23 protein-coding genes are annotated in these 23,341 nt (G+C 70.0%); 11 read left to right on the top strand and 12 right to left on the bottom strand.

The window, feature by feature from the left end:
• Window positions 1-90: 90 nt before the first annotated feature.
• The 6 genes from JRI60_RS16790 to JRI60_RS16765 all read left to right on the top strand — a co-directional run bounded on the left by JRI60_RS16790 (window position 91) and on the right by JRI60_RS16765 (window position 6,755).
• Window positions 91-1,494, top strand: a complete 1,404-nt coding sequence (locus JRI60_RS16790) for an RsmB/NOP family class I SAM-dependent RNA methyltransferase (RefSeq protein WP_204226876.1) — start codon at window positions 91-93, stop codon at window positions 1,492-1,494.
• Between the two features lie 68 nt (window positions 1,495-1,562).
• Window positions 1,563-3,326 carry a M61 family metallopeptidase gene (locus tag JRI60_RS16785; protein WP_204226875.1) on the top strand — a complete coding sequence of 588 codons (1,764 nt, stop codon included), beginning with the start codon at window positions 1,563-1,565 and terminating at the stop codon, window positions 3,324-3,326.
• A gap of 15 nt (window positions 3,327-3,341) precedes the next feature.
• A complete protein-coding gene (locus JRI60_RS16780; protein ID WP_204226874.1) occupies window positions 3,342-4,772 on the top strand; it encodes a B-box zinc finger protein in 1,431 nt (476 codons plus the stop codon).
• A 44-nt stretch (window positions 4,773-4,816) separates the two neighbouring features.
• Window positions 4,817-5,200 carry a carboxypeptidase-like regulatory domain-containing protein gene (locus JRI60_RS16775; RefSeq protein ID WP_239470557.1) on the top strand — a complete coding sequence of 128 codons (384 nt, stop codon included), beginning with the start codon at window positions 4,817-4,819 and terminating at the stop codon, window positions 5,198-5,200.
• A 71-nt stretch (window positions 5,201-5,271) separates the two neighbouring features.
• Window positions 5,272-6,129, top strand: coding sequence for a ribonuclease HII (locus tag JRI60_RS16770; protein ID WP_204226873.1), 858 nt, complete (start codon window positions 5,272-5,274; stop codon window positions 6,127-6,129).
• Window positions 6,126-6,755: a hypothetical protein gene (locus JRI60_RS16765; RefSeq protein ID WP_204226872.1), complete on the top strand. Its 630-nt coding sequence runs from the start codon at window positions 6,126-6,128 to the stop codon at window positions 6,753-6,755. The genes JRI60_RS16770 and JRI60_RS16765 overlap by 4 nt, the downstream gene beginning before the upstream one ends.
• Before the next feature lie 23 nt (window positions 6,756-6,778).
• On the opposite strand, the gene JRI60_RS16760 is transcribed toward JRI60_RS16765, so the two are convergent.
• Both JRI60_RS16760 and JRI60_RS16755 read right to left on the bottom strand, forming a co-directional pair.
• The gene (locus JRI60_RS16760; protein ID WP_204226871.1) at window positions 6,779-7,315 is read right to left on the bottom strand and encodes a hypothetical protein; all 537 of its coding nucleotides are present in this window, start codon (window positions 7,313-7,315) and stop codon (window positions 6,779-6,781) included.
• A 111-nt stretch (window positions 7,316-7,426) separates the two neighbouring features.
• The gene (locus JRI60_RS16755; protein ID WP_204226870.1) at window positions 7,427-7,933 is read right to left on the bottom strand and encodes a hypothetical protein; all 507 of its coding nucleotides are present in this window, start codon (window positions 7,931-7,933) and stop codon (window positions 7,427-7,429) included.
• A 74-nt stretch (window positions 7,934-8,007) separates the two neighbouring features.
• Here JRI60_RS16755 and JRI60_RS16750 point away from each other — a divergent pair, with 74 nt between their 5' ends.
• The 3 genes from JRI60_RS16750 (at window position 8,008) to JRI60_RS16740 (ending at window position 10,418) form a co-directional block, all read left to right on the top strand.
• On the top strand, window positions 8,008-8,430 hold the full coding sequence (locus tag JRI60_RS16750) for an NUDIX domain-containing protein (RefSeq protein ID WP_204226869.1): 423 nt from the start codon (window positions 8,008-8,010) through the stop codon (window positions 8,428-8,430).
• A gap of 15 nt (window positions 8,431-8,445) precedes the next feature.
• Window positions 8,446-9,657, top strand: coding sequence for a M50 family metallopeptidase (locus tag JRI60_RS16745; protein WP_204226868.1), 1,212 nt, complete (start codon window positions 8,446-8,448; stop codon window positions 9,655-9,657).
• Between the two features lie 113 nt (window positions 9,658-9,770).
• A complete protein-coding gene (locus tag JRI60_RS16740; RefSeq protein WP_239470556.1) occupies window positions 9,771-10,418 on the top strand; it encodes a hypothetical protein in 648 nt (215 codons plus the stop codon).
• A 25-nt stretch (window positions 10,419-10,443) separates the two neighbouring features.
• On the opposite strand, the gene JRI60_RS54515 is transcribed toward JRI60_RS16740, so the two are convergent.
• From JRI60_RS54515 to JRI60_RS16715, 5 genes are all read right to left on the bottom strand, one after another.
• Complete coding sequence (locus JRI60_RS54515) at window positions 10,444-11,112, bottom strand: molybdenum cofactor biosynthesis protein (RefSeq protein WP_204226866.1); 669 nt, start codon at window positions 11,110-11,112, stop codon at window positions 10,444-10,446.
• A gap of 9 nt (window positions 11,113-11,121) precedes the next feature.
• Window positions 11,122-12,924 carry a PKD domain-containing protein gene (locus JRI60_RS16730; protein WP_239470555.1) on the bottom strand — a complete coding sequence of 601 codons (1,803 nt, stop codon included), beginning with the start codon at window positions 12,922-12,924 and terminating at the stop codon, window positions 11,122-11,124.
• Between the two features lie 19 nt (window positions 12,925-12,943).
• Entirely contained in the window at window positions 12,944-13,657 is a 714-nt protein-coding gene (locus JRI60_RS16725) for an MXAN_2562 family outer membrane beta-barrel protein (protein WP_204226864.1), read from the bottom strand.
• Window positions 13,654-14,529, bottom strand: coding sequence for an MXAN_2561 family MXYO-CTERM-anchored protein (locus JRI60_RS16720; RefSeq protein ID WP_204226863.1), 876 nt, complete (start codon window positions 14,527-14,529; stop codon window positions 13,654-13,656). The genes JRI60_RS16725 and JRI60_RS16720 overlap by 4 nt, the downstream gene beginning before the upstream one ends.
• 126 nt (window positions 14,530-14,655) lie before the next feature.
• A complete protein-coding gene (locus JRI60_RS16715) occupies window positions 14,656-15,684 on the bottom strand; it encodes an aspartate-semialdehyde dehydrogenase (RefSeq protein ID WP_204226862.1) in 1,029 nt (342 codons plus the stop codon).
• Between the two features lie 404 nt (window positions 15,685-16,088).
• Here JRI60_RS16715 and JRI60_RS16710 point away from each other — a divergent pair, with 404 nt between their 5' ends.
• Both JRI60_RS16710 and JRI60_RS16705 read left to right on the top strand, forming a co-directional pair.
• Complete coding sequence (locus tag JRI60_RS16710; RefSeq protein ID WP_204226861.1) at window positions 16,089-16,628, top strand: PDC sensor domain-containing protein; 540 nt, start codon at window positions 16,089-16,091, stop codon at window positions 16,626-16,628.
• Between the two features lie 4 nt (window positions 16,629-16,632).
• A complete protein-coding gene (locus JRI60_RS16705) occupies window positions 16,633-18,531 on the top strand; it encodes a methyl-accepting chemotaxis protein (protein WP_204226860.1) in 1,899 nt (632 codons plus the stop codon).
• 22 nt (window positions 18,532-18,553) lie between these two features.
• Here JRI60_RS16705 and tsaB read toward each other — a convergent pair whose 3' ends face one another.
• The 5 genes from tsaB to JRI60_RS16680 all read right to left on the bottom strand — a co-directional run bounded on the left by tsaB (window position 18,554) and on the right by JRI60_RS16680 (window position 23,117).
• Window positions 18,554-19,288, bottom strand: coding sequence for a tRNA (adenosine(37)-N6)-threonylcarbamoyltransferase complex dimerization subunit type 1 TsaB (gene tsaB, locus JRI60_RS16700; RefSeq protein ID WP_204226859.1), 735 nt, complete (start codon window positions 19,286-19,288; stop codon window positions 18,554-18,556).
• A gap of 9 nt (window positions 19,289-19,297) precedes the next feature.
• Window positions 19,298-19,765, bottom strand: coding sequence for a septal ring lytic transglycosylase RlpA family protein (locus JRI60_RS16695; protein WP_204226858.1), 468 nt, complete (start codon window positions 19,763-19,765; stop codon window positions 19,298-19,300).
• A gap of 7 nt (window positions 19,766-19,772) precedes the next feature.
• Entirely contained in the window at window positions 19,773-21,413 is a 1,641-nt protein-coding gene (rseP, locus tag JRI60_RS16690; RefSeq protein WP_204226857.1) for an RIP metalloprotease RseP, read from the bottom strand.
• Between the two features lie 82 nt (window positions 21,414-21,495).
• On the bottom strand, window positions 21,496-22,323 hold the full coding sequence (locus tag JRI60_RS16685; RefSeq protein WP_204226856.1) for a phosphatidate cytidylyltransferase: 828 nt from the start codon (window positions 22,321-22,323) through the stop codon (window positions 21,496-21,498).
• The gene (locus tag JRI60_RS16680; protein ID WP_204226855.1) at window positions 22,320-23,117 is read right to left on the bottom strand and encodes an isoprenyl transferase; all 798 of its coding nucleotides are present in this window, start codon (window positions 23,115-23,117) and stop codon (window positions 22,320-22,322) included. Before JRI60_RS16680 ends, JRI60_RS16685 begins: the two co-directional genes overlap by 4 nt.
• Between the last annotated feature and the right edge of the window lie 224 nt (window positions 23,118-23,341).

Raw genomic sequence — 23,341 nt, 5'->3', positions numbered from 1 at the left:
GCGCCTCCACCCTTGTCATTGAGCGCCCGGGATGCGATTCGCCTGACTGCCGAACGAGCAGGCCCGTCTCCCGGGCCCCCGGAGTCTCGAATGAAGAAGAACCCCCGCCCGCCCGCCCGGGCCTCCCAGCCCCGCCATGAGCCGCCCTCCTCCGAGGCGGCGCCACGCCCCAACCGCCCCGTGAGGGAGGACCTCGTCCTCCAGGCGAGCCTCGAGGCCTACGGCTTCGTCCGCCACGAGGGCCGTCTGGCCGACCGGGCCCTGGACTTCACCCTCCGTCACAAGCGCAACCTCTACTCCAACGAGCGCCGCGCCGTGGCCGAGCGGGTGTACGCCCTGCTCCGCCGTCAGCGCACGGTGGACTTCCTCCTCGAGCACGCCCACCGCGACTTCTCCCGCCTGGACAAGACGCGCCAGGACGTGTTGCGCCTGGCCGCCTCGCGCATCCTCCATGGCGAGGCCGTGGACGTGGTGGCGCGCACCTCCTCGCTGCCGGGCACCGACGCTGGCGCGCTGGCCGCCCTCCCCGAGGCCGCCCGGAAGCTGGAGTCCCTCCCCAGGGAGAAGCGCTTCCCCATCGCCGCCTCGCTGCCGGACTTCCTCGCCGAGCGCTTCCGCGAGGTCTTCGGCGCCGACGCCGAGCGCGCCGCCGAGGCGATGAACGAGCGCGCCCCCCTCACCGCCCGCGCCAATGGCTTCAAGGGAGACCGCGAGAAGCTCCGCGCGCAGCTGGAGCAGGAGGGCGTGCACGCCACCCCCACCCCGCTGTCGCCGCTCGGGCTCATCCTCGACACGCGCGCCAATGCCTTCACACTCGAGGCCTTCCGCGAGGGCTGGTTCGAGCTGCAGGACGAGGGCAGCCAGCTGCTCGGCATGCTGGTGGACGCGCCGCCCACGCGGGTGGTGGACGCGTGCGCGGGCGCGGGGGGCAAGACGCTGCAACTCGCCGTGCAGATGAAGAACCGGGGCGACCTGCACGCGCTGGACGTGGACGAGGGCCGCATCGACGAGCTGCGCAAGCGCGCGCGCCGGGCCGGTGTGCACAACGTGCGCACCCAGGTCATCCCCGCCGAGGGCCCCGAGGTGGACGAGGCCCTCGCCGCCCTCAAGGGCAAGGCGGACCGGGTGCTGGTGGATGCCCCGTGCAGTGGCACCGGAACCTTCCGCCGCAAGCCGGACGCGCGCTACCGCCTCACGCCCGAGATGATTCAGGACCACGTGGCGCGGCAGAAGCGGCTGCTGGAGCGCTTCTCCCAGCTGGTGAAGCCGGGCGGCCGGCTCATCTACGGCACGTGCAGCGTGCTGCGCGAGGAGAACGAGGCCGTGGTGGAGGACTTCCTCGCCAGGCACCCGGACTACTCGGTGCGTCCAGTGGCGGAGGAGCTCGGGCCGGAGCTGGGCGCGAAGGTGGGCCCGGGCCCCTTCCTGCGGCTCGCCCCCCACCTGCACGGCACGGATGGTTTCTTCGGGGCCATCCTCGTGCGCGCGAAGTAGCGTCTCCACCCGGGGCGGCCCGGTCCGCCCCGTGGGAGGATGTCTCCCCGTCCATTGGAGGGCAAGGAATGCCGGAAGCGGTCCACTATCGCGTCTCGATGCTCCGCCCGCACTCGCACCTCTTCGAGGTGGAGGCCACCTTCCCCGCCGGCCCGGACACGCTCGAGGCCCTGCTGCCGGTGTGGACGCCCGGCAGCTACCTGGTGCGCGAGTTCGCGCGACAGGTGCAGGACATGAGCGCCACGGGCCCGGGCGGTGAGCCCCTCCCGGTGCTGCGCGTGGACAAGCGCACCTGGCGCGTCCAGGCCGGGGGCCGCGCGGTGACGCTGCGCTACCGCGTCTACGCCAACGAGCTCACCGTGCGCACCAGCCACCTGGATGGCAGCCACGGCTACTTCAACGGCGCCACCCTCTTCCTCTACACCGAGGCCACGCGCGGCCTGGAGCACCTCGTCACCGTGGAGGCCCCCGAGGGGTGGAAACCCTTCGCCGCGCTGGAGCGCCGGGGCGAGGCCTTCGTCGCCCCGGACTACGACGAGCTGGTGGACAGCCCCTTCGAGGTGGGGCCGCACACGCCGCTCTCCTTCACCGCCGCGGGCGTGCCGCACGAGGTGGTGGTCTGGGGCGACACGATGCCCGACGCGGGCCGGCTGTGCTTCGACCTGCAGCGCATCTGCGAGGCGCAGGCGAGGCTGTTCGGCGGCCTGCCCATGCGGCGCTACCTCTTCCTCGTCTACCTGACGGACAAGGGCCGCGGAGGGCTGGAGCACAAGGCATCCACGGCGCTCCTCTTCCCGCGCGCGGGACTGCAGAACGCGCGGGGCTGGGAGGACTTCCTCACCCTTGCCGCGCACGAATACTTCCACCTGTGGAACATCAAGCGGGTGAAGCCGAAGGCGCTCGTCCCCTTCGACTACTCGCAGGAGAACTACACCTCGCTGCTCTGGGCCTTCGAGGGGGCCACGTCCTACTACGACAACCTCTTCGTGCTGCGCGCGGGGCTGATGGGCGCGAACCGCTACCTCACGCGCCTGGGAGAGACACTCTCCGCGCTGCACGCCACGCCGGGCCGCAAGGTGCAGACGCTCGCCGAGGCGTCGCTGGTGAGCTGGGTGAAGCACTACCGCCCGGACGAGCACTCGCCCAACAGCGCCATCTCCTACTACCTCAAGGGCGAGGTGGTGGCCGCGCTGCTGGACCTGGAGCTGCGCCGCGCCACGAGCGACGCGCGGGGCCTGGACGACCTGATGCGACTGCTCTGGGAGCGCTACGGGGACGAGTCCGGCGTACCCGAGGATGGGGTGGAGGCGGCGGCCTCGGAGCTGGCGGGGAAGGACCTGAGTGCCTTCTTCGACCGGGCGGTGCGCTCCACGGAGGAGCTGGACTACTCCATCTTCTCGCACGTGGGACTGGAGGTGCACTTCCGCCCGCGCGAGTCCCCCAGTGACAAGGGAGGCGTCCCGGTGCGGCCCAAGGGAGAGAGCAGGCAGAAGGGCTGGCTGGGCGTCACCACCAAGGGCAGCTCCACCGTCGCCACGGTGCTGGACGGCTCGCCCGCGCAGGAGGCGGGGCTGTACGTGGATGACGAGCTCGTGGCGCTCGACGGCTGGCGGGTGGACGCGGCGGGGCTGCTGTCCCGCTGTGACGAGAAGAACCCCGGAGAGACGGTGCTCATCACGGTGTTCCGCAGGGACAGGCTGCTGGAGGTGCCGGTGGTGCTCGGCCAGAAGCCCGCGGACGCGGCGTGGCTCGCGCGCGTGGACAAGCCCACCGACGCGCAGAAGGCGGCTTACCAGGCGTGGCTGGGCGCGCCCTGGGAGGAGCCGGGGTAAGCTCACGCCCCAGCCATGCCCAAGCCGCCGAACCGCCTCTCGCGCTGCGAACGCCACCCCGCCGCCACCGCGGGCTGGCGGTGTCTGGACTGTGAGACCGCGCTGTGTCCCGAGTGCGTGGAGGCGCGGCGGATGCAAACGGTGGATCTGCTCGTCTGCCGCGCGTGTGGCGGCCAGGCCCAGCCCCTGGTGGTCCACCGCTCCGAGCAGGCCTCATTCGCCCATCGGCTGGGCCAGGTGTGGCGCTACCCCTTCACTCCCCAAGGCCTGGCGCTGGTGGCGGGGCTCGGAGCGGTGCTCACCTTCTTTGGCTTCATGACGAACGTCTCGTTCGTCCTGGCGCGGTTGTTCCCCGCCATGCTCGCCGCCGGTGCCTTCTGGAGCACCCTCTTCGCCATCGTCCGCTCCAGCGCGCGCGGAGAGACCGACGTGCCCCTCCCCGACTTCAGCGACTTCTTCCAGGACTGGTTCATCCCGGTCCTGCGGGGCGTGCTGGCCACCAGCCCGGTGTGGCTCACCCTCCTCCTCTACCTCGTCTTCGCTGGAGGATGGGACGTGCTCCAGTACATGGAGCGCCTGCTGAACGATCCCATGTTCTACACGACCGGCCGGCTCCACTCCGTGCCCGGGGAGACGCTCCTGAAGGATCCCCTCGCCTGGCTGCTGGGACTCGCCGGCCTCGCCTACCTCCCGATGGCCCTCATGCTGGCGGCGGCGGGCATCGACCTGGTGGAGCTGTTCAACCCGGTGAAGGCCGTGCGCGCCATGCGGCGCCTCGGGCGGGACTACGCGGTGGCCCTCGGCGCCCTGCTCACCCTGGGCCTCGTGTTCCTCGTCGTCCGCCTCTTCACCTCCGGCCTGCGCGCGGCGAACATCCTCGTCCTGTCGAGCTGGCTCTCCGCGAGCCTCGAGTGTCTCGTGGCCTTCGTCATGGCGCGCGTGCTCGGGCTGCTCCTCTACACGCGCGGGGATTCCCTCGGGTATGGCGACCCGCGCGACTACCTCACTCCCTTGCTGGACGCGGCGCCGAGCACCTCGCTGCGCGTCCAGGGCGCCCCGCCCCCGGTGGAACAGGTCGTACCCGAGGCCCGGCTCCAGGAGCTCTCCAGGGCGGTCCAGGCCCGCGACGTCCTCGAGGCGCTCTCGCTCTACGCCGCGCTGAGCCTCCCCAAGACGGCCATCGCCCCGGAGCTGCACCTCTTCGTCGGACAGGCGGCGGCGACCTACGAGGACTACCCCCTGGCCGTGCGCGCGCTGGAGTCCGCGGCGGACGTGGCCCCGGATGACCCCATCGCCCCGCGCGCCCTCGTCCTGCTGGCCCGCGTCCTCGGCGAGCGCATGCGGGAGCCGACGCGCGCCCGGGACGTCTACCAGTACATCGTCGACCGGTACCCGGATACGGACGCCTCCCGCTTCGCCCAGGCCCGCCTTCCGCCCACCACCTGACACCCGGCATTGCCTCCACGAAGAAGCGTGCGCAATCCCTCCGCATGCTCCAGGCACGAAATCTGCTGCTCCTCCTGGGCCTCGCGCCCCTCGTCTCCTGTGATGGAGGCGTGCGGGTCAACCGCCAGGGAGACCCCTGCACCGAGAACCTCGTCACGCTGCGCGTGGAGGTGGTGGACGCACAGGGCACCACCATACGGGACGCCACCGTCACGGCCACCAACGTAGACACCGGTCGCACCATCACCAGCACCACCGGGGAGCGGGGCGTCACCACGGCGGTGAACGAGGACATCGGCTCGGGCTCCGTGCGGCTGGTGGCCACCGCCGGCTCCAAGGTGAGCGCCCCGGCCGAAGTGGCCTGGACGTGCGACGACTGCCACTGCCACCCCGAGCCCTCCACGGTGCGGCTCCAGCTCCACCCTTGAGCCCCTTCGGTCGGCTGCTTCCTCAATCGGTGTTTGTCCCTCGCGCCCCGACTCGCTAGGTTGAGGGCGCCATGCCGAGTGTGGAAGACCTCCTCCAGCACTCCCTCGCGGAGTTGACCGAGCGCTTCGTCACCCAGGAGCACTCCGTCCCATCGGGCCTCTTGGAGGCGCTGGAGGCGGATGCGCGCCAGGGAGCGAAGGCCCTCGCCCGTCGTATCCGCTCCCGCCAGGGGAAGAACCGCGCCGAGGGCCAGCGCCTGCGCCACCTGCTGCGCTTCGAGAGCGAGCTGTGGGAGCAGGGCCACACGCACATCGCCGGGGTGGACGAGGCAGGCAGGGGGCCGCTCGCCGGACCGGTGGTGGCCGCGGCCGCCATCCTTCCCAAGGGCTGGCGGCTGGAGGGGCTGGACGACTCGAAGAAGATCGCCGACGAGACGCGCCGCGAGGAGCTGGCCGAGGCCATCAAGCGCGGCGCGGTGGCCTGGGCGGTGGGCCAGGCGGATGCGGAGGAGATCGACCGGCTCAACATCCGCCGGGCGAGCCTGCTGGCCATGCACCGCGCGGTGGAGGCGCTGGGCATCCGGCCGGATTACGTGCTGCTGGACGCCTTCACGATTCCCGAGTGCACCCTGCCCCAGCGCGGCATCATCAAGGGAGACGCGCTCTCGCTGAGCATCGCCGCGGCATCGGTGCTGGCGAAGACGACGAGGGACAGGTTGATGCGGGAGTTGGACGCGAGATACCCGGGCTACGGCCTCGCCGAGCACAAGGGCTACCCCACGGCCTCGCATGTGCAGGCCATCCGGGACAGGGGGGTACTGCCCATCCATCGCCGCAGCTTCGCGCCGGTACGAGAAGCACTCGGAGGCACGCCGGTCCAGACCGGGCCTACCCAGGGCGAGCTCTTCACGGAGAACGGGCCCAGGTGAGCGCGGACAAGGACATCGACGGGTGGTTGGGCGAGCGGGGCATCACCTCACCGGACTCGCGAGCCCGCGCCCGGGCCGTGCTGGAGGAGGCGAACCTCACCAGCCCTCGCAAGGTGCGCATCAGTGAAACCAAGCTGCCGCGGGCCGAGCAGCTCCTGGCCGAGCGCTTCTACCGGGTGTGCACGGCTCCGGCCTGCCAGCAGGTGGCCTGGTCGAGCGGGCGGGAGCCGCTGCCGGTGGAGCCCCGCAGCCATTGCGAGCACTGCGGAGGCTCGAACAACCGGCGCGCCGAGGTGGCCTTCCTGGAAGCGTGCGAGCGCCACGGGGTGCGCCGGGTGGTGGTGGTGGGCGGCTCGCCATCGGTGCGCGAGGAGTTGGAGAACAAGCTCGGAACCCGGATCGAGCTGCGCATGGTGGACGGCACCGAGCGGCGCACGGCCGGCAAGGCCCAGAGTGACCTGGAGTGGGGAGACCTGGTGCTCGTCTGGGGCGCCACGGAGCTGCACCACAAGGTGAGCACCCATTACACGACGCCGGGTACGCCCCACCGCCACAAGGTGGTGCACGTGGCCCGGCGGGGCGTGGCCGCGCTGCTCGAGGCGGGCATCACCCACCTGGAGCGCTGAGAGCCCCGGGGACTCCTGTCCCGTCAGGGTTTGGCCTCGAGGACCAGCGTCGCCTGGGTCTTGCCCTTGAAGTAGTTCTCCCCGGTGCCGAAGAACGACACGGAACCTCCCGAGAAGGTGAATCCGGACTGCTGGCATTTGAAGTCGAGATTGGCATCCCTCATCAGGAAGCTGCTCGTCAGCACCTTGCCACTGCTGTCCGGCTGGAAGGTCTGGACGTCTGTCTTGTCCAGAGAGGGGCCACTGCTCTGGGCCACGCCGCCTGAGACACAGGTCCACTGGGAGCTGCTGCCCAGCGAGAGCATGCTGACACCTTCCGGGTCCTCGACCTTCAGGGTGACCCGGAAGAGGTCTCCTCTCTTGGCCGTGACCTTCGCGTTGCCGGTGAAGTCCTGGCTCTCATTCGTGCCGTGGTTGAAGACATTCCACTTCACGACCGGAGGCGTCGAATCGGAGGAGGGCTTCGTGACTCTCGGCGGGCACCCCGTCATGACGAAGGATGACGCCAGCAGTCCCAACACCAAGCGCGTGTGTCCCGAGCACTTCCGCGAGAAGCTCATGCGTGCACCTCCATCCACCGGAAGGCTCGCAACGTAGGCGATGGGCTCCGCGCCAGGAATGGTACGTTCGCCAGACCGCTCTGTCGTGCACGGGACCTTCCGCGGCCCACCTCAGGAAGCCGGGGCGCAGGAGTACGAGTTCTGGACGGCTTGATACCGGACCCAGAGCTCGCAGGAGCACCCGGACTGATGGACCCGCGGCTCGTAGCGCACGCGCAACACCCCATCGAACCGCGTGGCGCACTGAGTCGTGCCCTCCAGATGCACCGTCACCTGGTCCACGAAGCACTGCTGGCCATTGGCGGTGAGCGAGGCGTTGGTCACGCTGCCATCCATCGAGAAGGCGTCTTCGTCATCCGCGCCCCCATCGAGGAAGAACCCCATGAGCTGGATGTCGAGCAGCTCGTAGTCCATGCGGACCACCTCGCCGGAGATCTTGAGCGTGCCGCCCCAGAGCGCCTCGGGTGAGGAGAGCATGGCGCAGTCGTCGCGCAGCACTTCCGTGGCCATGAACTCGTAGTCGCCCTCGTTCTGGATGTAGGCGCGGGTACATCCCACGCTCAGGATGAGGGCAAGGGAGGACAGGAGGAGAGGGCGGAACAGTCGGGTAGCAGCCACGCATCCCAGGGTAGCGCAACCCGGGCATACGTGCGGAGTGCAACCGCGAGGCCAGCAGCTAGACTGGCCCCCCTATGTCCCAGTTCAAGAATCCCCTGCCCACCGTGGACTGCATCATCGAGCTGCCGGGGGACCGTATCGTGCTCATCCGCCGCAAGAACCCGCCCCTGGGTTGGGCGCTGCCCGGCGGCTTCGTGGACCAGGGCGAGCGCCTCGACCTGGCTGCGGTGCGCGAAGTCAAGGAGGAGACCGGCCTGGACGTGCAGTTGGTGGAGCAGTTCTTCACCTACTCGGACCCGAGCCGCGACCCGCGCAAGCACACCATCTCCACCGTCTTCATCGGCCGGGCCCAGGGCGAGCCGGTAGGCTCCGATGACGCGGCCGAGGCCAAGACATTCCCGGTGGATACCCTGCCCGGGGAGCTGTGTTTCGACCACGGCACCATCCTCGCCGACTACCTGACCTACAAGCGGACCGGGCAGCGGCGGAAGCTCTGAGGCAAGCACCCCCGGATGCACTACCTCCCGCTCATCCTCGCCCTCGGCCTGCTCGTGGCACTGCACGAGCTGGGACACCTCTTGGCCGCCCGGCTGGTGGGCGTGCGAGTCCACCGCTACATGCTCGGCTTCGGGCCCGCGGTCCTCACCTGGCGGCTCAGGGGCACGGAGTACGTGCTCGGCGCCGTGCCGCTGGGCGGCTCCGTCCGCATCCATGGGATGAACCCTCATGAGCCGGGGTTGGATCCCTCGGACCCCACGAGCTTCTCGTCGAAGGGACCCTGGAAGCGCATGCTGGTGCTGCTGGCGGGGCCACTGACCAACGCCCTGGTGGCCCTGGGCATCCTCGTGGCGCTCTACACCTCGGGCACGCATGTGGTGGTGCCGCTCACGGTGGGCACCATCGTTCCCGGCTCGGAAGCGGCGCGCGCCCAGTTGTTGCCGGGGGACCGCATCGTCAGCGTGGACGGAGTGCCACTGGAAAGCTGGGCCGAGTTCGTGGAGCTCATCGCGCAGAACCCCGGCCGCGAGCTGAAGCTGGGAGTCGAGCGCCAGGAGGAGCCGCGCGAGGTGATGGTGCGCCCGCGTCCGGACGAGCGGGGTGAGGGCCGCATCGGCGTGAGCCAGCAGTACGTGTACCGGACCCATGACCCGGGACAAGCGATGCTGCAGGCCGTGGCGCACACGGCGAACCTGGTGGCGGAGGGCACCCGGATGCTCCACCGCCTGATGCAGGGAAAGCAGGGCCTCGTCGTGGCCAACCCGGTGGGGCTGGTGAAGCAGTCCTCGGGCGCGGCGGCCAGCGGCATGGGAGCCTTCCTGCGCGTGCTGGTGAGTGTCTCGGTGGCGCTCGCCTTCTTCCACCTGCTGCCCCTGCCCTCGCTGGACGGAGGGCGGATGCTCTTCCTCCTCTTCGAGGTGGTGAGCCACCGGAAGGTGCCCCCGCGCGTGGAGACGCTGGTGCACACGGTGGGCTTCCTCGCGCTGCTCGGGGTGCTGCTCACGGTGGCGCTCGCGGACCTGCGCCAGGTCATGGCCCGCTCCACCCCCCTCGCTCCGGTTAGGGCTGCCCCCTCCCCGACCGTGCCCGATGGCGGCCCCCGTGTCGTTCCCGTCTCCACCACCCCCGACGCGGGCACCGCGCACCCGGGCCCGGGTGCCACCACCGAGTCCCTGGAGCCCTCGGATGGCGGCATGTCCCTGCTGGCGGATGACCTCGGAGGGTGAGCGCCGGGCCCGGCCCGACGCTGGCCTCCCGGGCAACCAGGAGTGCATCGGACAACGCCCCCCGCCGGAAGGAAGCGCCAAGGAGACGAGAACCTCCTATGCTCCACCGGGCCATGAGGACCGAGGTGAAAAACGAGGGGCTGTTCTGCGAGCTCTACTGGGGCACCACCCTCAACGAGGCGTGGAGCTTCGGTCCCGAGCACCCGCAGGTGATCGCCGCGCCGGACGAGACGGTGCCCCTGCCCCTCTATGGCTTCACCCTGCCGGAGGAGCGCTTCCTGTTCGCCGAGCGCACCGAGCACGGCTACCGCGTCTTCATCCCTCCGGCGGCGCGCGTCGAGCGGAGCAAGCGCGGCGATGCCTTCCGCGCGGTGCCCGACTCGGAGCTGCAGCGGACCGGGGGCCGCGCCTGGGTGGAGCTCACCCAGGAGGACCGGCTGCGCATCTCCGAGGGCGAGCTCGCCCTGCTCGTCGCCCCCTCCGTCGCGGGCAAGCGCGCGGCGAGCCTGCGGCTGCGCGACCTGGGCTGGCTGGCGATGGTGTCGGTGCTCTTCCTCAGCCTGCCGGTGGGCTTCCTCCTCGCATGGCCCACGCCCGAGAAGATGGCCGAGTCCAACGCCCGCGCCATCCAGGCGGCCCGCGAGCTGGAGCAGGCCGAGCGCAAGCGGCTCGGAGTGGACTCGCCCGCGCACCCCATCCCCCAGGACTCGAGGCCCGACGCGGGCGTGAAGACGCTGCCCGCGAACCTCGGCATCCACTGAGCACCAGCTGGGGCTCGGGCGAGGCTCAGGGCCCCAGACCCACCCAGACCTCGCCGTCCTCGTAGAACTCCTTCTTCCAGATGGGGACGTCCTGCTTGAGCCGCTCGATGGCGTGCTCGCACCCGAGGAACGCCTCCTTGCGGTGCGGCGCGGCGGCGGCGATGACCACGGCCAGCTCGCCCGGCACGAGCGTCCCCACCCGGTGCACGATGGCCAACCGCGTCCCGTTGAAGCGCTCGGCCACCTCGGTGCCGATCTCCGCCAGCTTCTTCTCCGCCATGGGCGGATAGGCCTCGTACTCCAACTTCGTCACCCGCCTGCCGCGCGTCTGGTTGCGCACCGAGCCCGAGAAGGTGACGAGCCCGCCATAGGCCTCGCCGGCCACCGCCTCCACCACCTCTTCCAGCCGCAGCGGCCGATCCACCACCCGGAAGAGCCCACCACTGCCTCCAGCCACGGGAGGAATGAGGGCCAGCTCCGCGCCCGCGGGCACCTCGGCGTCCGCACTGGAGAACTCCTGGTTCACCGCCACCCGCAGGTGCGGCAGCAGCGGCGCGAGCCCCGGGTGACGCCCGGCCAGCAGGCGCAGCACGTCCGACACGCGCGCGCCCGGAGGCAGTTCCAGGGATTCACGAGGCAGCCCCGCGCGCTCGCGCGCCGCGGCGAAGTACAGGACGGTGATGGTATCGGGCACGGCCCCCTCTTAGCGCGAACGGAGCACGGTGCGCGCCCGGAAACGCCCCCCGCCCTCCTCGGGCTTGAAGTCGACGAAGACGAGCTCCACGGGCGGCAACTGATCGAGCAGCGTCCCCACCAGCGAACGCACCGCGGGGAGCTGTTGCGCCGGCACGCCGGGCACCTCCTGGGGCGCATCCAGCTCGGCACGCAACCGGCCCACGTCCACCATGGCGGAGAGGTGGCCGGGCTCGAAGGCATTGTTGCCGAAGCGCTCCCTCAGCGCGCTTCCCATGTCGCCAACGGTCCGGCCCTGGATGGACTCGCCCGCCGTCATCGACAGCCGGTTGGCCGTCACGGTGAACTCCACTGGCTGCTCCATCGCCCGCGTGCGCAGACGCGTGGCGCCCGCGTCCTTCACCACCTCGAAGGGTTGCCCGCGCGCCTTCAACCGCCCGGTGAGCCATTCCACGATCGGCTCGGAGCGTACGAGTCCCGCCTCGAACAGCAGGGTGCCGCGCGGCTCCGGCCGCTGGGTGCCCTTGAGCAGGTTGCGGTAGAAAGCCGGCGCGTCGAAGTAGGCCAGCAGCGTCAGGTCTCCCCTCAGCGCGTCCAGCAGGCTGTCCGCGTTGGCCGCGTCGAAGCCCTCCTCCCGCAGGCGCAGCAGCGTCCGCTCGCGGCGCTCCGAGCCCGGCGCGCCGAAGACGAGCTTCGCCAGCTCCTCCGGCGGAATGGAGACCATCAGCGCGGCGAAGGGGCCCGCGGGCGCCTTCCCCAGCAGCTCCGAGCCGGGCGCGCTCTTGCCCTCGAAGAGCGCCTTCTCCGAGGCCACCCAGCCCTCCAACTCCGCGCGAGCCTCCTCCACCTTCAGCGCCGCGAAGACGCCCCGGATGCCGGAGGAGGCATCCTCGCCCACCGGGCGCACGAAGAAGTGCACGTTGCCCGAGCCCACCTTCTGCCGCAGCTCTCCGAGGAGCGGCAGCTCGGACAGCCCCGGGCCGCTCATGCCCGTGATGCTCGCGCGGGCCGCCTCCAGGGCGGAATCGCCCGCCTGCGATGCGGGCACCGCCCCTTCCGACTCCTCGTCCTCCGTGTCCGGCACCGCCAGGTAGAGGTAGCCGCGATCCGGGAAGAGCAGCAGGGGCTCCCCATTCTGGCGCTGGAAGCGGACGGCGCCGCCGGGCTCGCGCTGGGAAACGGTGACTCCCGCGGACTCCAGATCCCTCACCACCGAGTCCATCGCGGCCTCGACATCCGTCACGCCCAGCAACGCCACGGTGCCCTGGAAGTCGGGCAGGGAGAAGAAGCCGACGCCCTCCTCCGGATCCACCACCCGGGGCTCCCCCCGCAGGTCGCGCAGCACCAGCGACAGCAGCGGGGTGTCCTCCAGCGACTCGAGCGCCTGCGACTCACCCACCAGCCGCGAATAGAAATCCATCAGCGGATCCACGTTGCCCCGGAGCTGGGGAAAGTAGACGGCCACCTCGGCCTCGGCGGGAATGGCGCGCAGCACCGGCCGCGGCACCACCGTCACCTGCGCGCTGGCCAGCACCTCGTCCTTCTTGTCCTTCTCCAGCGCGCGCACCGTGAACGCGCCCGCGCGAGCAAAGGCGTGGGACACCCGCGCGCCCTGCCGCGGCGGTGAGCCGTCACCGAAGTCCCACGTCACCACCGGCGCGTCCGGGGCCTCGGAGCCGAAGCCCACCGGTACGCCAGCCTCCACCGTGCGCTCTCCCCCCGCCTCCGGTCTCGCCGCCCGGTGGCAGCCCGACCCCACCAGGGCCGTGGCCACCAGGCAGAAGACTGTCAGGGCGCGAAGGTTGGGACGCACATGGTGTGTCATGTACGGTCTAGTAATCCAGCGCCAGACCGAACATCCAGTACGAGTCGGAGAGATTGAATCCCTCTCCGCCAAAGTTGTTCACTTTCGCGTAGGTGTACTCGGCGAAGAGATAGCTGTGGTTCACCCCGAGGTCCGAGTCGAAGTCGCGCGCCAGCCGCGGCTCCAGCACGTCCAGCAGGAAGGACACGCCACCGGCCACCTCCCAGCCCAGCTTGCCGCCACGTCCCTTGACGCCCTCGAGCGTCTCGATCTCTCCGCCCTTGGTCACCCACCACGGCATGTAGATGAGGCCCGGCTTGATGTAGGGCACCAGCGGAATGCCCCAGTGGAACGCGGGGTAGTCGAACCGGTAGACGCCGCGCAGATGGATGGGCAGCACGTGGAAGCCCGTGCGCTCCGCGCTCTTGCCCCCACCGGGCAGCAGGGCGGCGGCGTACTTCTCCGCGTAGCCGAGCGACACGCTCACACCCGCCGAGCCGATGCCCTGGTAGAAGAAGCGCTGCAGCTCGGCCTCGAAGAGCAGCAGGTTGCTGCCCCCGAACACCTTCGAGAACGGGTCCTCGGAGAGGCCCTCCTCGCTGCCCATCTGCGGCCGCCAGCCACCGAGCCGGAACTCCACGGAGCCGCTGCGAGGTGACTGAGCCACCCCGGACATATCCTGCGCCTCACCGGGAAGCGCGATGAGGAACACCGCGACGCCGAGGGCCACTGCTCGAGTCATGAACGATTTCTCCTTGAGGACAACCAGAAACCCAGGGCGGCCAGCACGGCACTGCCCACAACTCCTCCGCCCGCCGCGCCACACCCGCCCGTCTCCTTGCCCCCGGCGTTGACGTACTCCTCCATGAAGCCATTGGTCTTGGTGGGAGTGGCCTCCTTGGCCTCGGACGCCGCGCTCTGGTTCTCCGCCTGATCGAAGGCGTAGGCCACCAGCTGGTACGTCGCCTCGTTCTCCAGCCCCTCCACCCGGATGGCGCCCCGGCCCACGTCCTGCCTCACCGTCGTCACCTCGGTGCCGTCGCGCGACACATGGAGCTCGATGACGGTGGCGCCCGTGGGCTCGCTGACGTCCGCGAGCAGGGCCTCGTCCAGGCCCTGCGCGTCCTCGATGACGGGCGCGGCCGGCGGCGTCCCGTCATAGACGAACTTCATCCCCGACGCCCTCAACACGGTGTTGCACGTCTCCCCGTAGAGGCCCGAGGGGCTCTTGGTGGCACCACACAACCGGAACGTCGCGTCTTGCGCCAGGGAACCGCATCCACCGCCGCCGTCCGTGATGGGGAAGGGCAACTGGCTGAGGTCGACCTGGAAGTTGCCCGTCCCCTGAGCCAGGAGCGTGTCCCTCGAGATGGCATCCAGGCTGACGTCGCCGGTGGCGGGGCTGTCACCGCAGTCCTTGCCGGGTTGGGTGAGCCACAAGGAGAGCTGGTCACAGACGGTACCGGTCCTCGTCCAGGTGACGGCGACGACCCCGGTGCAGGTCTTGGGTCCGAAGCTCCGCGTCTCCTGCCCGGTGGACAGGCGCAACTGCACTGCCTGGGCGGAGGCCGCGGACGACAGGAGCACGGCGGTGAGAAGGAGGAGGTTACGCATGGGCGGGCAGGAGGGTAGCAAGCCAGAGGCCAGGAAGAACCCGGCCCCCCTCCCTTCATTTCCGAGGGGGAAGGAGCCCCTCCCCGGTCAAATGGGCAGGGGCGTCCCGGAGGCCTTGCCAAATTGTCAGGCGGGGCGCTCGGTGAGCCGCAGTCCGGCCTCCACGAGGTTGAGGGCGGCACCCCGGCCGGCGTTGTCCACGGCGGCGAAGAGGGTGAGCCACTCGGGGGCCTGGGGGAAGGAGCGCAGCCGGCCCACGTGGACGGTGGGGTCCGCGGTGACCAGGCTGGTCATGGGGTAGATCTTCTCTCCGGGTGAATCCAGCACCTTGACCGCGGGCGAGCCCTTGAGGGCGGCGCGCGCCTGGTCCACCGAGGCGGGCTTCCGCAGCCGCACATGGAGGCTCAGCCCGTGACCATAGAAGGAGGGCACCTGCACGGCGGTACCGGCCACCACGGGGATCTCCCCCTTGGGGGCGAAGAGGCGAGCGGCCTCCAACGTCCAACCGGCCTCCTCCTCCGTCCAGGGAGAGTTGGCCAGGAAGGGACCCACCTGAGGCACCAGGTTGAAGCCCACGCGCTGGGGGAAGGCGTGGGACTCGGGCTCGCGGCCGGAGAGGAGGGCCGCCGTCTGCTGCTCCAGCTCGCGCAGGCCCCGCTGGCCCGCGGAGGACGCCCCCATGAGGGCCGTCACCTGTACCTGGGCCACTCCGAAGGACTGGCGCAGCGGCTCGAGCAGGGTCGCCAGGGCACTCGTCACCGCCGAGGGCACGGACACGATGCGGCCCTTGAAGGAGGCGCCCAGCACCTCGGAGTTGAAGCCGGGAAGCACCAGCGGGACGTTGCCATCGGCACGGAAGGCGGAGCTCACGTCCACCACCCAGGCTCCCGCGGCCTGGGCGGCCTGCGCGAGCGTGCGCGACACGTCCGCTGGCGTGGCGAAGAGCGCCAGGCCAATGCCCCGGAAGGACTCGGGGGTAGCCTTCTCCACCCCCAGGGATTCCTCCCCGTACTCCAGCTCCTCGCCCTCGGAGCGCTCCGAGGCCAGCACGGTGAGCCGCTCGGCGGGGAAGTCCCGGTCGAACAGGGCGGAGAGTACCTCGCTGCCCACCACGCCCGTGGCGCCCACCACGGCGATTCGCAGGTTCTCGTTCATGGCGCGTCCTTTACCCCAGCCCCGGTCCGAGTGGGCTGCCCTTCTGGTTGCCCGGAAGCCCGGGTGGGTGGATATGCTGTAGGCCAGCATGCGACATCAGGTCTGGTCAACCAGACCTCACCTGCACGTGAACGCACGGCCGGTGTTTTTCAGGTCTGGTCAACCAGACCTGACCTGCACGCACGGCCGGTGTTTTTCAGGTCTGGTCAACCAGACCTGACCGGCGCTCCCCTCGCTCCCCTGGCTTCGGGTCTGAGGGCATGCGCCTGCTCGGAGGCCTCCTCTCGTGCCCGCAAGGACCCCTCCATCCATCGGATAGACTGCGCGCCAGAAGCGCCGGCCACGGGTGGCCAGAGTGGGTCACCCGCACGCATCTCCGCATGGCCGGACGGTGATCCCTATCGATGTGGACGATCGTCTCGTTACTGCTGCTCACACAACTGCCTCCGGATGGTGCGGCGCAGTTGCAGAAGGTAGACGCGCTGATGCCCGAGTTCCGGCGACTCGCCAGGGATCCGGTGGTGGTGCGAGAAGTAAAGCGGCAGAACGCCCAGCGCGTCCCGGTGGAGACCCTCCAGAAGTTGGACACGGAGTGGACCGCGACACCCGCCCTCACTCCCTTCAAGCGGAAGATCCTGAGCAGCGCATGCACGCGCTCGCTCCACCGCTACCGCGAGCAACTGGGCCGGGTGGTGGCCGAGGCCTTCATCATGGACAACCAGGGCGCGCTGGTGGGCGCGACGCGCCGCACCTCCGACTACTGGCAGGGCGACGAGGCCAAGTGGCGCGCGGCCTTCAACGGTGGCCGGGGCGGGGAACTGCGCGAGAAGCCCTTCTTCGATGAGTCCTCCCAGGCCTACGTCGTCCAGGTCTCCCTGCCGGTGAAGGACGGCGCCCGTGTCATCGGCGCCCTCACCGTGTCCGTCTCCCTGCTCGAGCTCTGACATCATGAACAACCCCTTCCTGGGCAACCTCAAGCTGAGGAGCCGCCTCACCCTGGCCGTGGCCCTGCTGTCGGCCCTGTCCCTCCTGTCGCTCACGAGCCTGGGCCTGTCCTTCACCCGGCGCACGCTGTCGAAGCAGATCCACTCCACGCTCAAGGTGGAGGCCGAGGGCCTCAAGGACCTGGTGGAGCGGACGTTCGCCGAGCGCGAGGCGAGCGTACGCAGCTGGTCCGAGGACGCCATCCTGCGAGGGGCACTGCTCTTCGACACCTACGAGAAGAGCGACGCGGTGCTCGCGGGGCTGGCGAAGCGGCACCCCTCCGTCAGGGGCTTCGTCCTCTTCGACGAGAAGGGGCGCGCCGTCTCCGCCAGCACGGAGGAGCTGCTCAAGTCCTATCAGGGCAAGGAGCGCGAGGTGCGCGAGACGGCGTGGTACCGGGCGGCGCTGGAGGGGCGCTTCACCGCCGACTCACTCTCGACCGAGAAGGATCCCATCTTTGGCCGGCGGGTCCTGCCGTTGGCCGCGCCGGTGCTCAGCCCGCTCGGCGGCGGTCGCATCGGCATACTGCTGGCCGCGTATGACTGGAGCCAGGTCGGCAGCGTGGTGAGGGCCGCGGTACGGCGGGCCCACGAGCGCGCGCAGAGCACGTTCGCCCTGGAGGTGCGACGCGCGGATGGCACGCTCCTCTTCGATTCGCGCCCCCCCGATGCCGCTCCGTTCGACCGGCCCGTGTCCGAGGTGGCCATCAACGACACGACCGAGCAGGACGTGGGAGATGGCTGGCATTTCGTGGCGAAGGTGGACGCGGTGGAGGCTTACGCCCCCGTGAACCAGGCGGCCACGGTGGCATTCGGAATGCTGGCGTTCTTCGTGGGGCTGGCCATCGTAGGCGCCTGGTGGCTGGCGCGTGGCATCACCCGTCCCATCGCCGCGCTGAGCGAGACGGTGACGCGCGTCGTCCAGGAGGGAGATCTCTCCCAGCGCGTGGAGGTGCACAGCCAGGACGAGGTGGGCGATCTGGCCCGTGCCTTCGCGCGAATGATGGAACACGTGCGCGAGTCCACGCTCGGCCTGCAGCAGGGCACGCGCGTGCTCACCGAGGCCGTGGCCGAGCTGAGCCGGGCGTCCGAGGTGCAGGAGGGCAACCTCGCGCGCCAGGCATCGGCCATCCAGGAGACCCAGGTCACCGCGCAGGAGATTCAGCAGACCTCGCAGATGGCGGCGGAGCGCTCGCAGGCCGTGTTGGAGGTGGCCGCCCGGGCCGACGAGGTGGGCAGCGCGGGCGAGGCGAAGGTGAACGCGAGCCTCGAGGGCCTCAAGGAGTTGCACGCGAAGGTGGGGCGCCTGGCCAGCAGCATCGTCTCGCTCGGCGAGCGCACCCTGCAGATTGGCGACATCGCCCAGACGGTGAAGGACCTGGCGGACCAGTCGAACATGCTGGCGCTCAACGCGGCCATCGAGGCCGTGCGCTCGGGCGAGCACGGCAAGGGCTTCGGCGTGGTGGCGCGGGAGATCCGCAGCCTGGCGGACCAGTCCATCGACTCCACCGGCCGGGTGCGGGAGATCCTCGACGACATCCGTCAGTCCATCCAGACCACGGTGACGATGACCGAGAAGGGTCAGGCGCAGATGCAGGCGGGGCTCGAGCAGATGCGGGAGAGCGGCGAGAGCCTCCGGGAGCTGACGTCCATCGTGCGGGACAACGCGGGGGCGGCGCGGCAGATCGCCGTCGCGGTGAACCAGCAGAACGCGGGCATCTCGCAGATCTTCACCGCGGTGACGGACCTGTCCACGCTGATGGACGAGACGATGCGGAGTCTGCAGGCCACCACGAGGGCCACGGGCACGCTGCGCGAGGCCGCCGAGCGCATGGAGACGGTGGCGCGCACCTGGCGGGTGTAGAGCCCCCTACCGGAAACGGGCCTCAGTCTTCCTTGAGGCGAGCGGTGGGAGGAGGCCCGGGCAGAGGGGGGAACTTGGGGTTGCGCTCGGGCTCGGAGGCCCGGACGTAGTGCGGCTCCAGCGCGAAGATCGCCTCCAGCGAGCGCTGCTCGGGGAAGCGCACCAGGTGCGCCAGCGCCACCGCCGAGGGGAAATCGGGCGCGTGCAGCAGCCGCGAGGGAGCCACGCCGTGGGCCTCCAGGGCCGAGCGATAATCGGTCAGGGCGGGTCCCAGCGCGAGCGCCTCCGGCTCGGAGGCCATGCGCGCGGCCACCTCTTCCGGACTCATGGCCTCCTCGGGCCCCAGCGCCTCCACGCGCTGGCCCACGCGCCGGTAGCGCCCCAGGTACAGGTCATCCTTGCGCGCCACCGCGAGGGCGAAGAGGGGCGGACCCTCGGGACCTTCCAGGGCCACGGCCGCGAGCGACGACGCCCCGGCCACGTTGAGGCCCGCCGCGTACGCGAGCCCCTTCACGCAGGACAGACCGATGCGCAGGCCGGTGAAGGAGCCCGGACCCAGGCCGATGGCCAGCCCCTCCAGGGACTTCAGCACCACCCCGTGCCGCGCGAGCACCTCGCCGACGATGCCAGGCAACACCTCGCTCTGCTTCTTCGGAGGCCCCACCACCACGTGCTCGAGGACGCGGACGCCCTCCCCTTCCCGCTCCACGAGGGCCAGGGACAGCGTGAGGGTGGAGGTATCGAGCGCGAGGAACATGCGAGGCTTCTACCCCGCCAGCGGGCCGAAGGGGATGAAGAGGAAGGAGGTGCGGTCCGCGCAGCGGTAGAGGCGCACCCGGGCCAACCCCTTGTCCAGCATGTCGAGCTGCTTCGCCGCGGCGAGCGACACGTCCACCACGCGCCCCCGGACGAAGGGGCCCCGGTCGTTGACGCGCACCTGCACCGAGCGCCCGTTCTCCATGTTCACCACGCGCAGGCACGTGCCGAAGGGCAGCTTGCGGTGCGCGGCGGTGAAGGCCTTGAGGTCCAGCTTCTCGCCGCTGGCGGTGGGCCGGCCGACCAGGCCCGGGCCGTAGTACGAGGCGACCCCCTCTTCGAGGTACGCCCGTGATGGGGGTTGCTTCTCCGGCCGCACCACTTCCCGCTCCTCGGAAGAGGTTGGCCGGGTAGCACGCGGCGCGCACCCCACCAGAACCCCCACCCCCACCGTCACGCCCATGAGCAGCCGCCGCATCGCACCCCTACCCGAAGATGAGTCGATTGATGTCGTTGTAGAAGGCCATCACCATCAACGCGGCCAGGAGGATGAGGCCGACGACGTTCGCCACCTCGCGCACGCGCACCGGAATGGGGCGGCGGCGGATGCCCTCCCAGAAGGCGGACAGCAGGTGGAAGCCGTCGAGGATGGGGATGGGCAGCAGGTTCATCACCCCCAGGTTGATGGAGATGACGGCCATCAGGTGGAAGAAGCTCTCCCAGCCCTGCTCCGCGCTCTTGGACGCCAGCTGGTACATCATCACCGGCCCGCCCAGCGTCTTCGTGGACATCTGGTTGGTGGCGATGCGGCCGAGCACTGTCACCATCTGCCCGACGATCCGGGGCACGACGGTGGCGGCCTGACGCAGCGCGTCTCCGGGGCTGATATCCACCGTCACCATGTCCACGGGCAGCAGCTCCGCCGAGGAGGGATACCAGGGGTCCACACCCAGCTCGAGCCGGGCCTCCTGTGAGAACTCACTCCGGGTGTTGTAGGGCGCCTGGGCGAGCTTCTGCGTGTGCTCCTGCCCGTCCGCCGAGCGCCAGGTGAGCTGGAAGGGCTGATCCTTCAGGTTGCTGAGCTCCGCCAGCAGCACGGTGAAGGAGCGCAGCGGCTCGCCGTTGAAGGAAATGAGCCGATCCCCCGCCCGGATGCCGGCCTTGTCCGCCACGCTGCCGGGGTTGACGGAGACGACGTAGAGATCCGAGGACTCCGCGCCCAGCGCCGTGAACCCGTCGTTGCCCGGCTGCTTCGGCACCGTCACCTTGACGACGGACGGCACGCCACCGGTCACCGCGCCGGCCATCACCGGCCGCATGCGCTGGACGGCGACCTCCAGCGGCCCCTCCAGCTTCGCCAACTGCTCATGGAGGGCGGCCTCGTCCGGGATGCTCACCCCGTTGATGGACAGGACCCGATCGAAGGTCTTCAGCCCCGCCTGAGCGGCGGGAGAACCCGGCGACACACCCAGCACCGCGGGCTTGCGGGCGTACTGGATGCCAATCTGCCCCCGCTCCACCGGATCGATGCCGTTGGAGTCGGTGACCTTCCGCGGCGTCACCTCGACGATGGACTGCTTGCCATCGCGCTCGACGGTGATGGGGATGGGGCGCTCGAAGCGGCCGACGAAGGTGTCGCGCAGTTCCTCGAAGGTGCGCACCTTCTCGCCATCCACGGCGATGATCCGGTCTCCCGGACGGATGCCGGCGGTCGCCGCGGGCATGGCCGGGTCCACGAATCCCACCTTGGTGGAGATGGCCTCGTGGGAGCCGACGAAGACGAAGAAGTAGATGAGGACGGGGAAGACCAGGTTGAAGAACGGCCCGGCCGCCACGATGAGGGCGCGCTTCCAGGGCGCGGCGTTCAGAAAGCCACGCCCGGCGTCCTCGGGAGCCAGCTCCTCGTGGGGCGAGTCCCCGGCCATCTTCACGTAGCCGCCCAGGGGCAGGATGGCCACCTGGTATTCCGTTTCCCCCTTCGTGAAACCGAACAGCTTCGGCCCGAACCCGATGGAGAAGCGGAGCACCTTCACCCCGCAGGCCTTGGCCACGAGGAAGTGGCCCAGCTCGTGGACGGTGATGAGCACACCGAGAAGCAGGATGAATAGACCGGGACCTTGAAGCATGGTGCCAACAGTAACCGTGGGAACCATGCCGGACAATGCGCTTCGAGGCCGGCAGTCCAGCCAACCGGACAATCGTCGGCTGTTACGAGAGCAGACCGCGCACGAAGGTGATGTAGACGAACACCAGGGGCGCGTTGAAGAGCAGCGCGTCGATGCGGTCCAGGATGCCGCCGTGCCCGGGGATGACACGACCGGAATCCTTCACCCCGTATGCCCGCTTGAGCATGGACTCGCACAGGTCCCCGATGGGTCCGAGGATGCCGCCGAAGAGGCCGAGCAGCAGGCAGTCAGCCACCGTGAAGACGGGGAAGAAGAAGGCCCGGGCGATGAACATGCCGCCCACCGAGCCCACCAGGCCGCCCGCGAAGCCCTCCCAGGTCTTGTTGGGGCTCACCGCCGGGTACAGCTTGTGCCGGCCCAGGAAGCGGCCGGCGAAGTAGGCGGCGGTGTCGTTGGCCCAGGTGATGACGAGCGCGGCGATGACCCAGGCCAGCCCGTCCGGCATCAGCCGCACCGCGGACAGGGCCGTCATTCCCACCGAGCCATACAGGAAGCCCGTCACCAGGTGGGACACTCGCGTGGGGGCCTCCTGCAGCGGGCCCCGGATGAGGTGGTAGGTGAAGGCGAAGAAGAGGAAGAAGGCCGTCACCCAGAAGGCCCCCTCGCCCGTGCGCTCCGGGTTCCTCAACGGCAGGAAGGGCAGCACGCCCGCGAGCACGATGCCCACCCAGGCCGCCGGCGACAGCGTCTTCTGGGTGATGGTGTAGTACTCGCTGGCGCAGATGGCCGCGGCCACGGCCAGCAGGCCCGCGCTGTACGCGCCTCCCATGAACAGCAGGAAGACGACGACCGGCAGCAGAATCACCGCCGAGACGAGTCGGATGACGAGGTTCTTGTTCTTCTCGTTCACGCCTTGGCCCGCTGGGAGTCCTCCCGCTTGAGTTGCGCGGAGGTGAGGCCGAAACGCCGCTCGCGTTGCTGGTACTGAGCCAGGCAGCGAAGGAAGGCTTCGGTCCGGAAGTCCGGCCAGAGGACGTCGCTGAAGCACAGCTCCGCGTACGCCAGTTGCCAGAGGAGGAAGTTGGAAATGCGCTGCTCGCCGCTGGTACGCACCACGAGGTCCACCGGCGGCAGGTCGTGCGTCCAGAGGAAGGACTCGAAGCCCTTGGTATCCAGTTGCTCGGGCGACAACTCGCCCTTGCTGGCGGCCTCGGCCACGCGGCGCGCGGCCTGTACCAGCTCCTCACGTCCGCCATAGGACAGTGCCAGCGTCAGCACCATGCCCTTGTTGTGCGCCGAGTCCGCCCGCAGCCTGTCCAGCGGCTCCTTCACGAAGCGCGGCAGCTTGTCCACCTCGCCGATGGCGTTGAGCCGGATGCCGTTCTCGAGAATCTCCGCGCGCTCGCTCTCGAGGTACTCGCGCAGCAGGTCCATGAGCGCGGCCACCTCCTCGGCGGGGCGGGCCCAGTTCTGCGAGGAGAAGGCATAGAGGGTGAGAGCCTCCACGCCTACACGGCGGGCGCAGCGCGTCACCTCACGCACACTGGTGGAGCCCTCTCGGTGACCCTCCACCCGCGGAAGGCCGCGCATCTCCGCCCAACGACCATTGCCGTCCATGATGATACCCACGTGGCGCGGCAGGGGCCGTTCCTGGACGAGTCGCTCGAGGGCAGTGAGGGAAGGAGGTGACGCAGGGCGTTCCATGAGGCTGCGCAAGATAGAGGCCCCACCGGGCTACGTCCACGGGCGCGTGCAGGAGCGGTCGTCCCAACAACCCGAGCGGTCGCCGCACGGGGTGGAACGGCCCCGGACATGGCCGTTCACCCCACCTGCCCTTGTCACTCACCTACTCGTCCGCAAGGCAGTGAGTTTCAAACCTACCTCATCGCGGCTACGCGACTCCATCAGGAGTTGGAATACGGACGGGC

This window comes from Archangium violaceum (assembly GCF_016887565.1).
In the GTDB taxonomy this organism is placed as follows: domain Bacteria; phylum Myxococcota; class Myxococcia; order Myxococcales; family Myxococcaceae; genus Archangium; species Archangium violaceum_B.
This window is presented reverse-complemented; position numbering and strand designations above follow the sequence as displayed.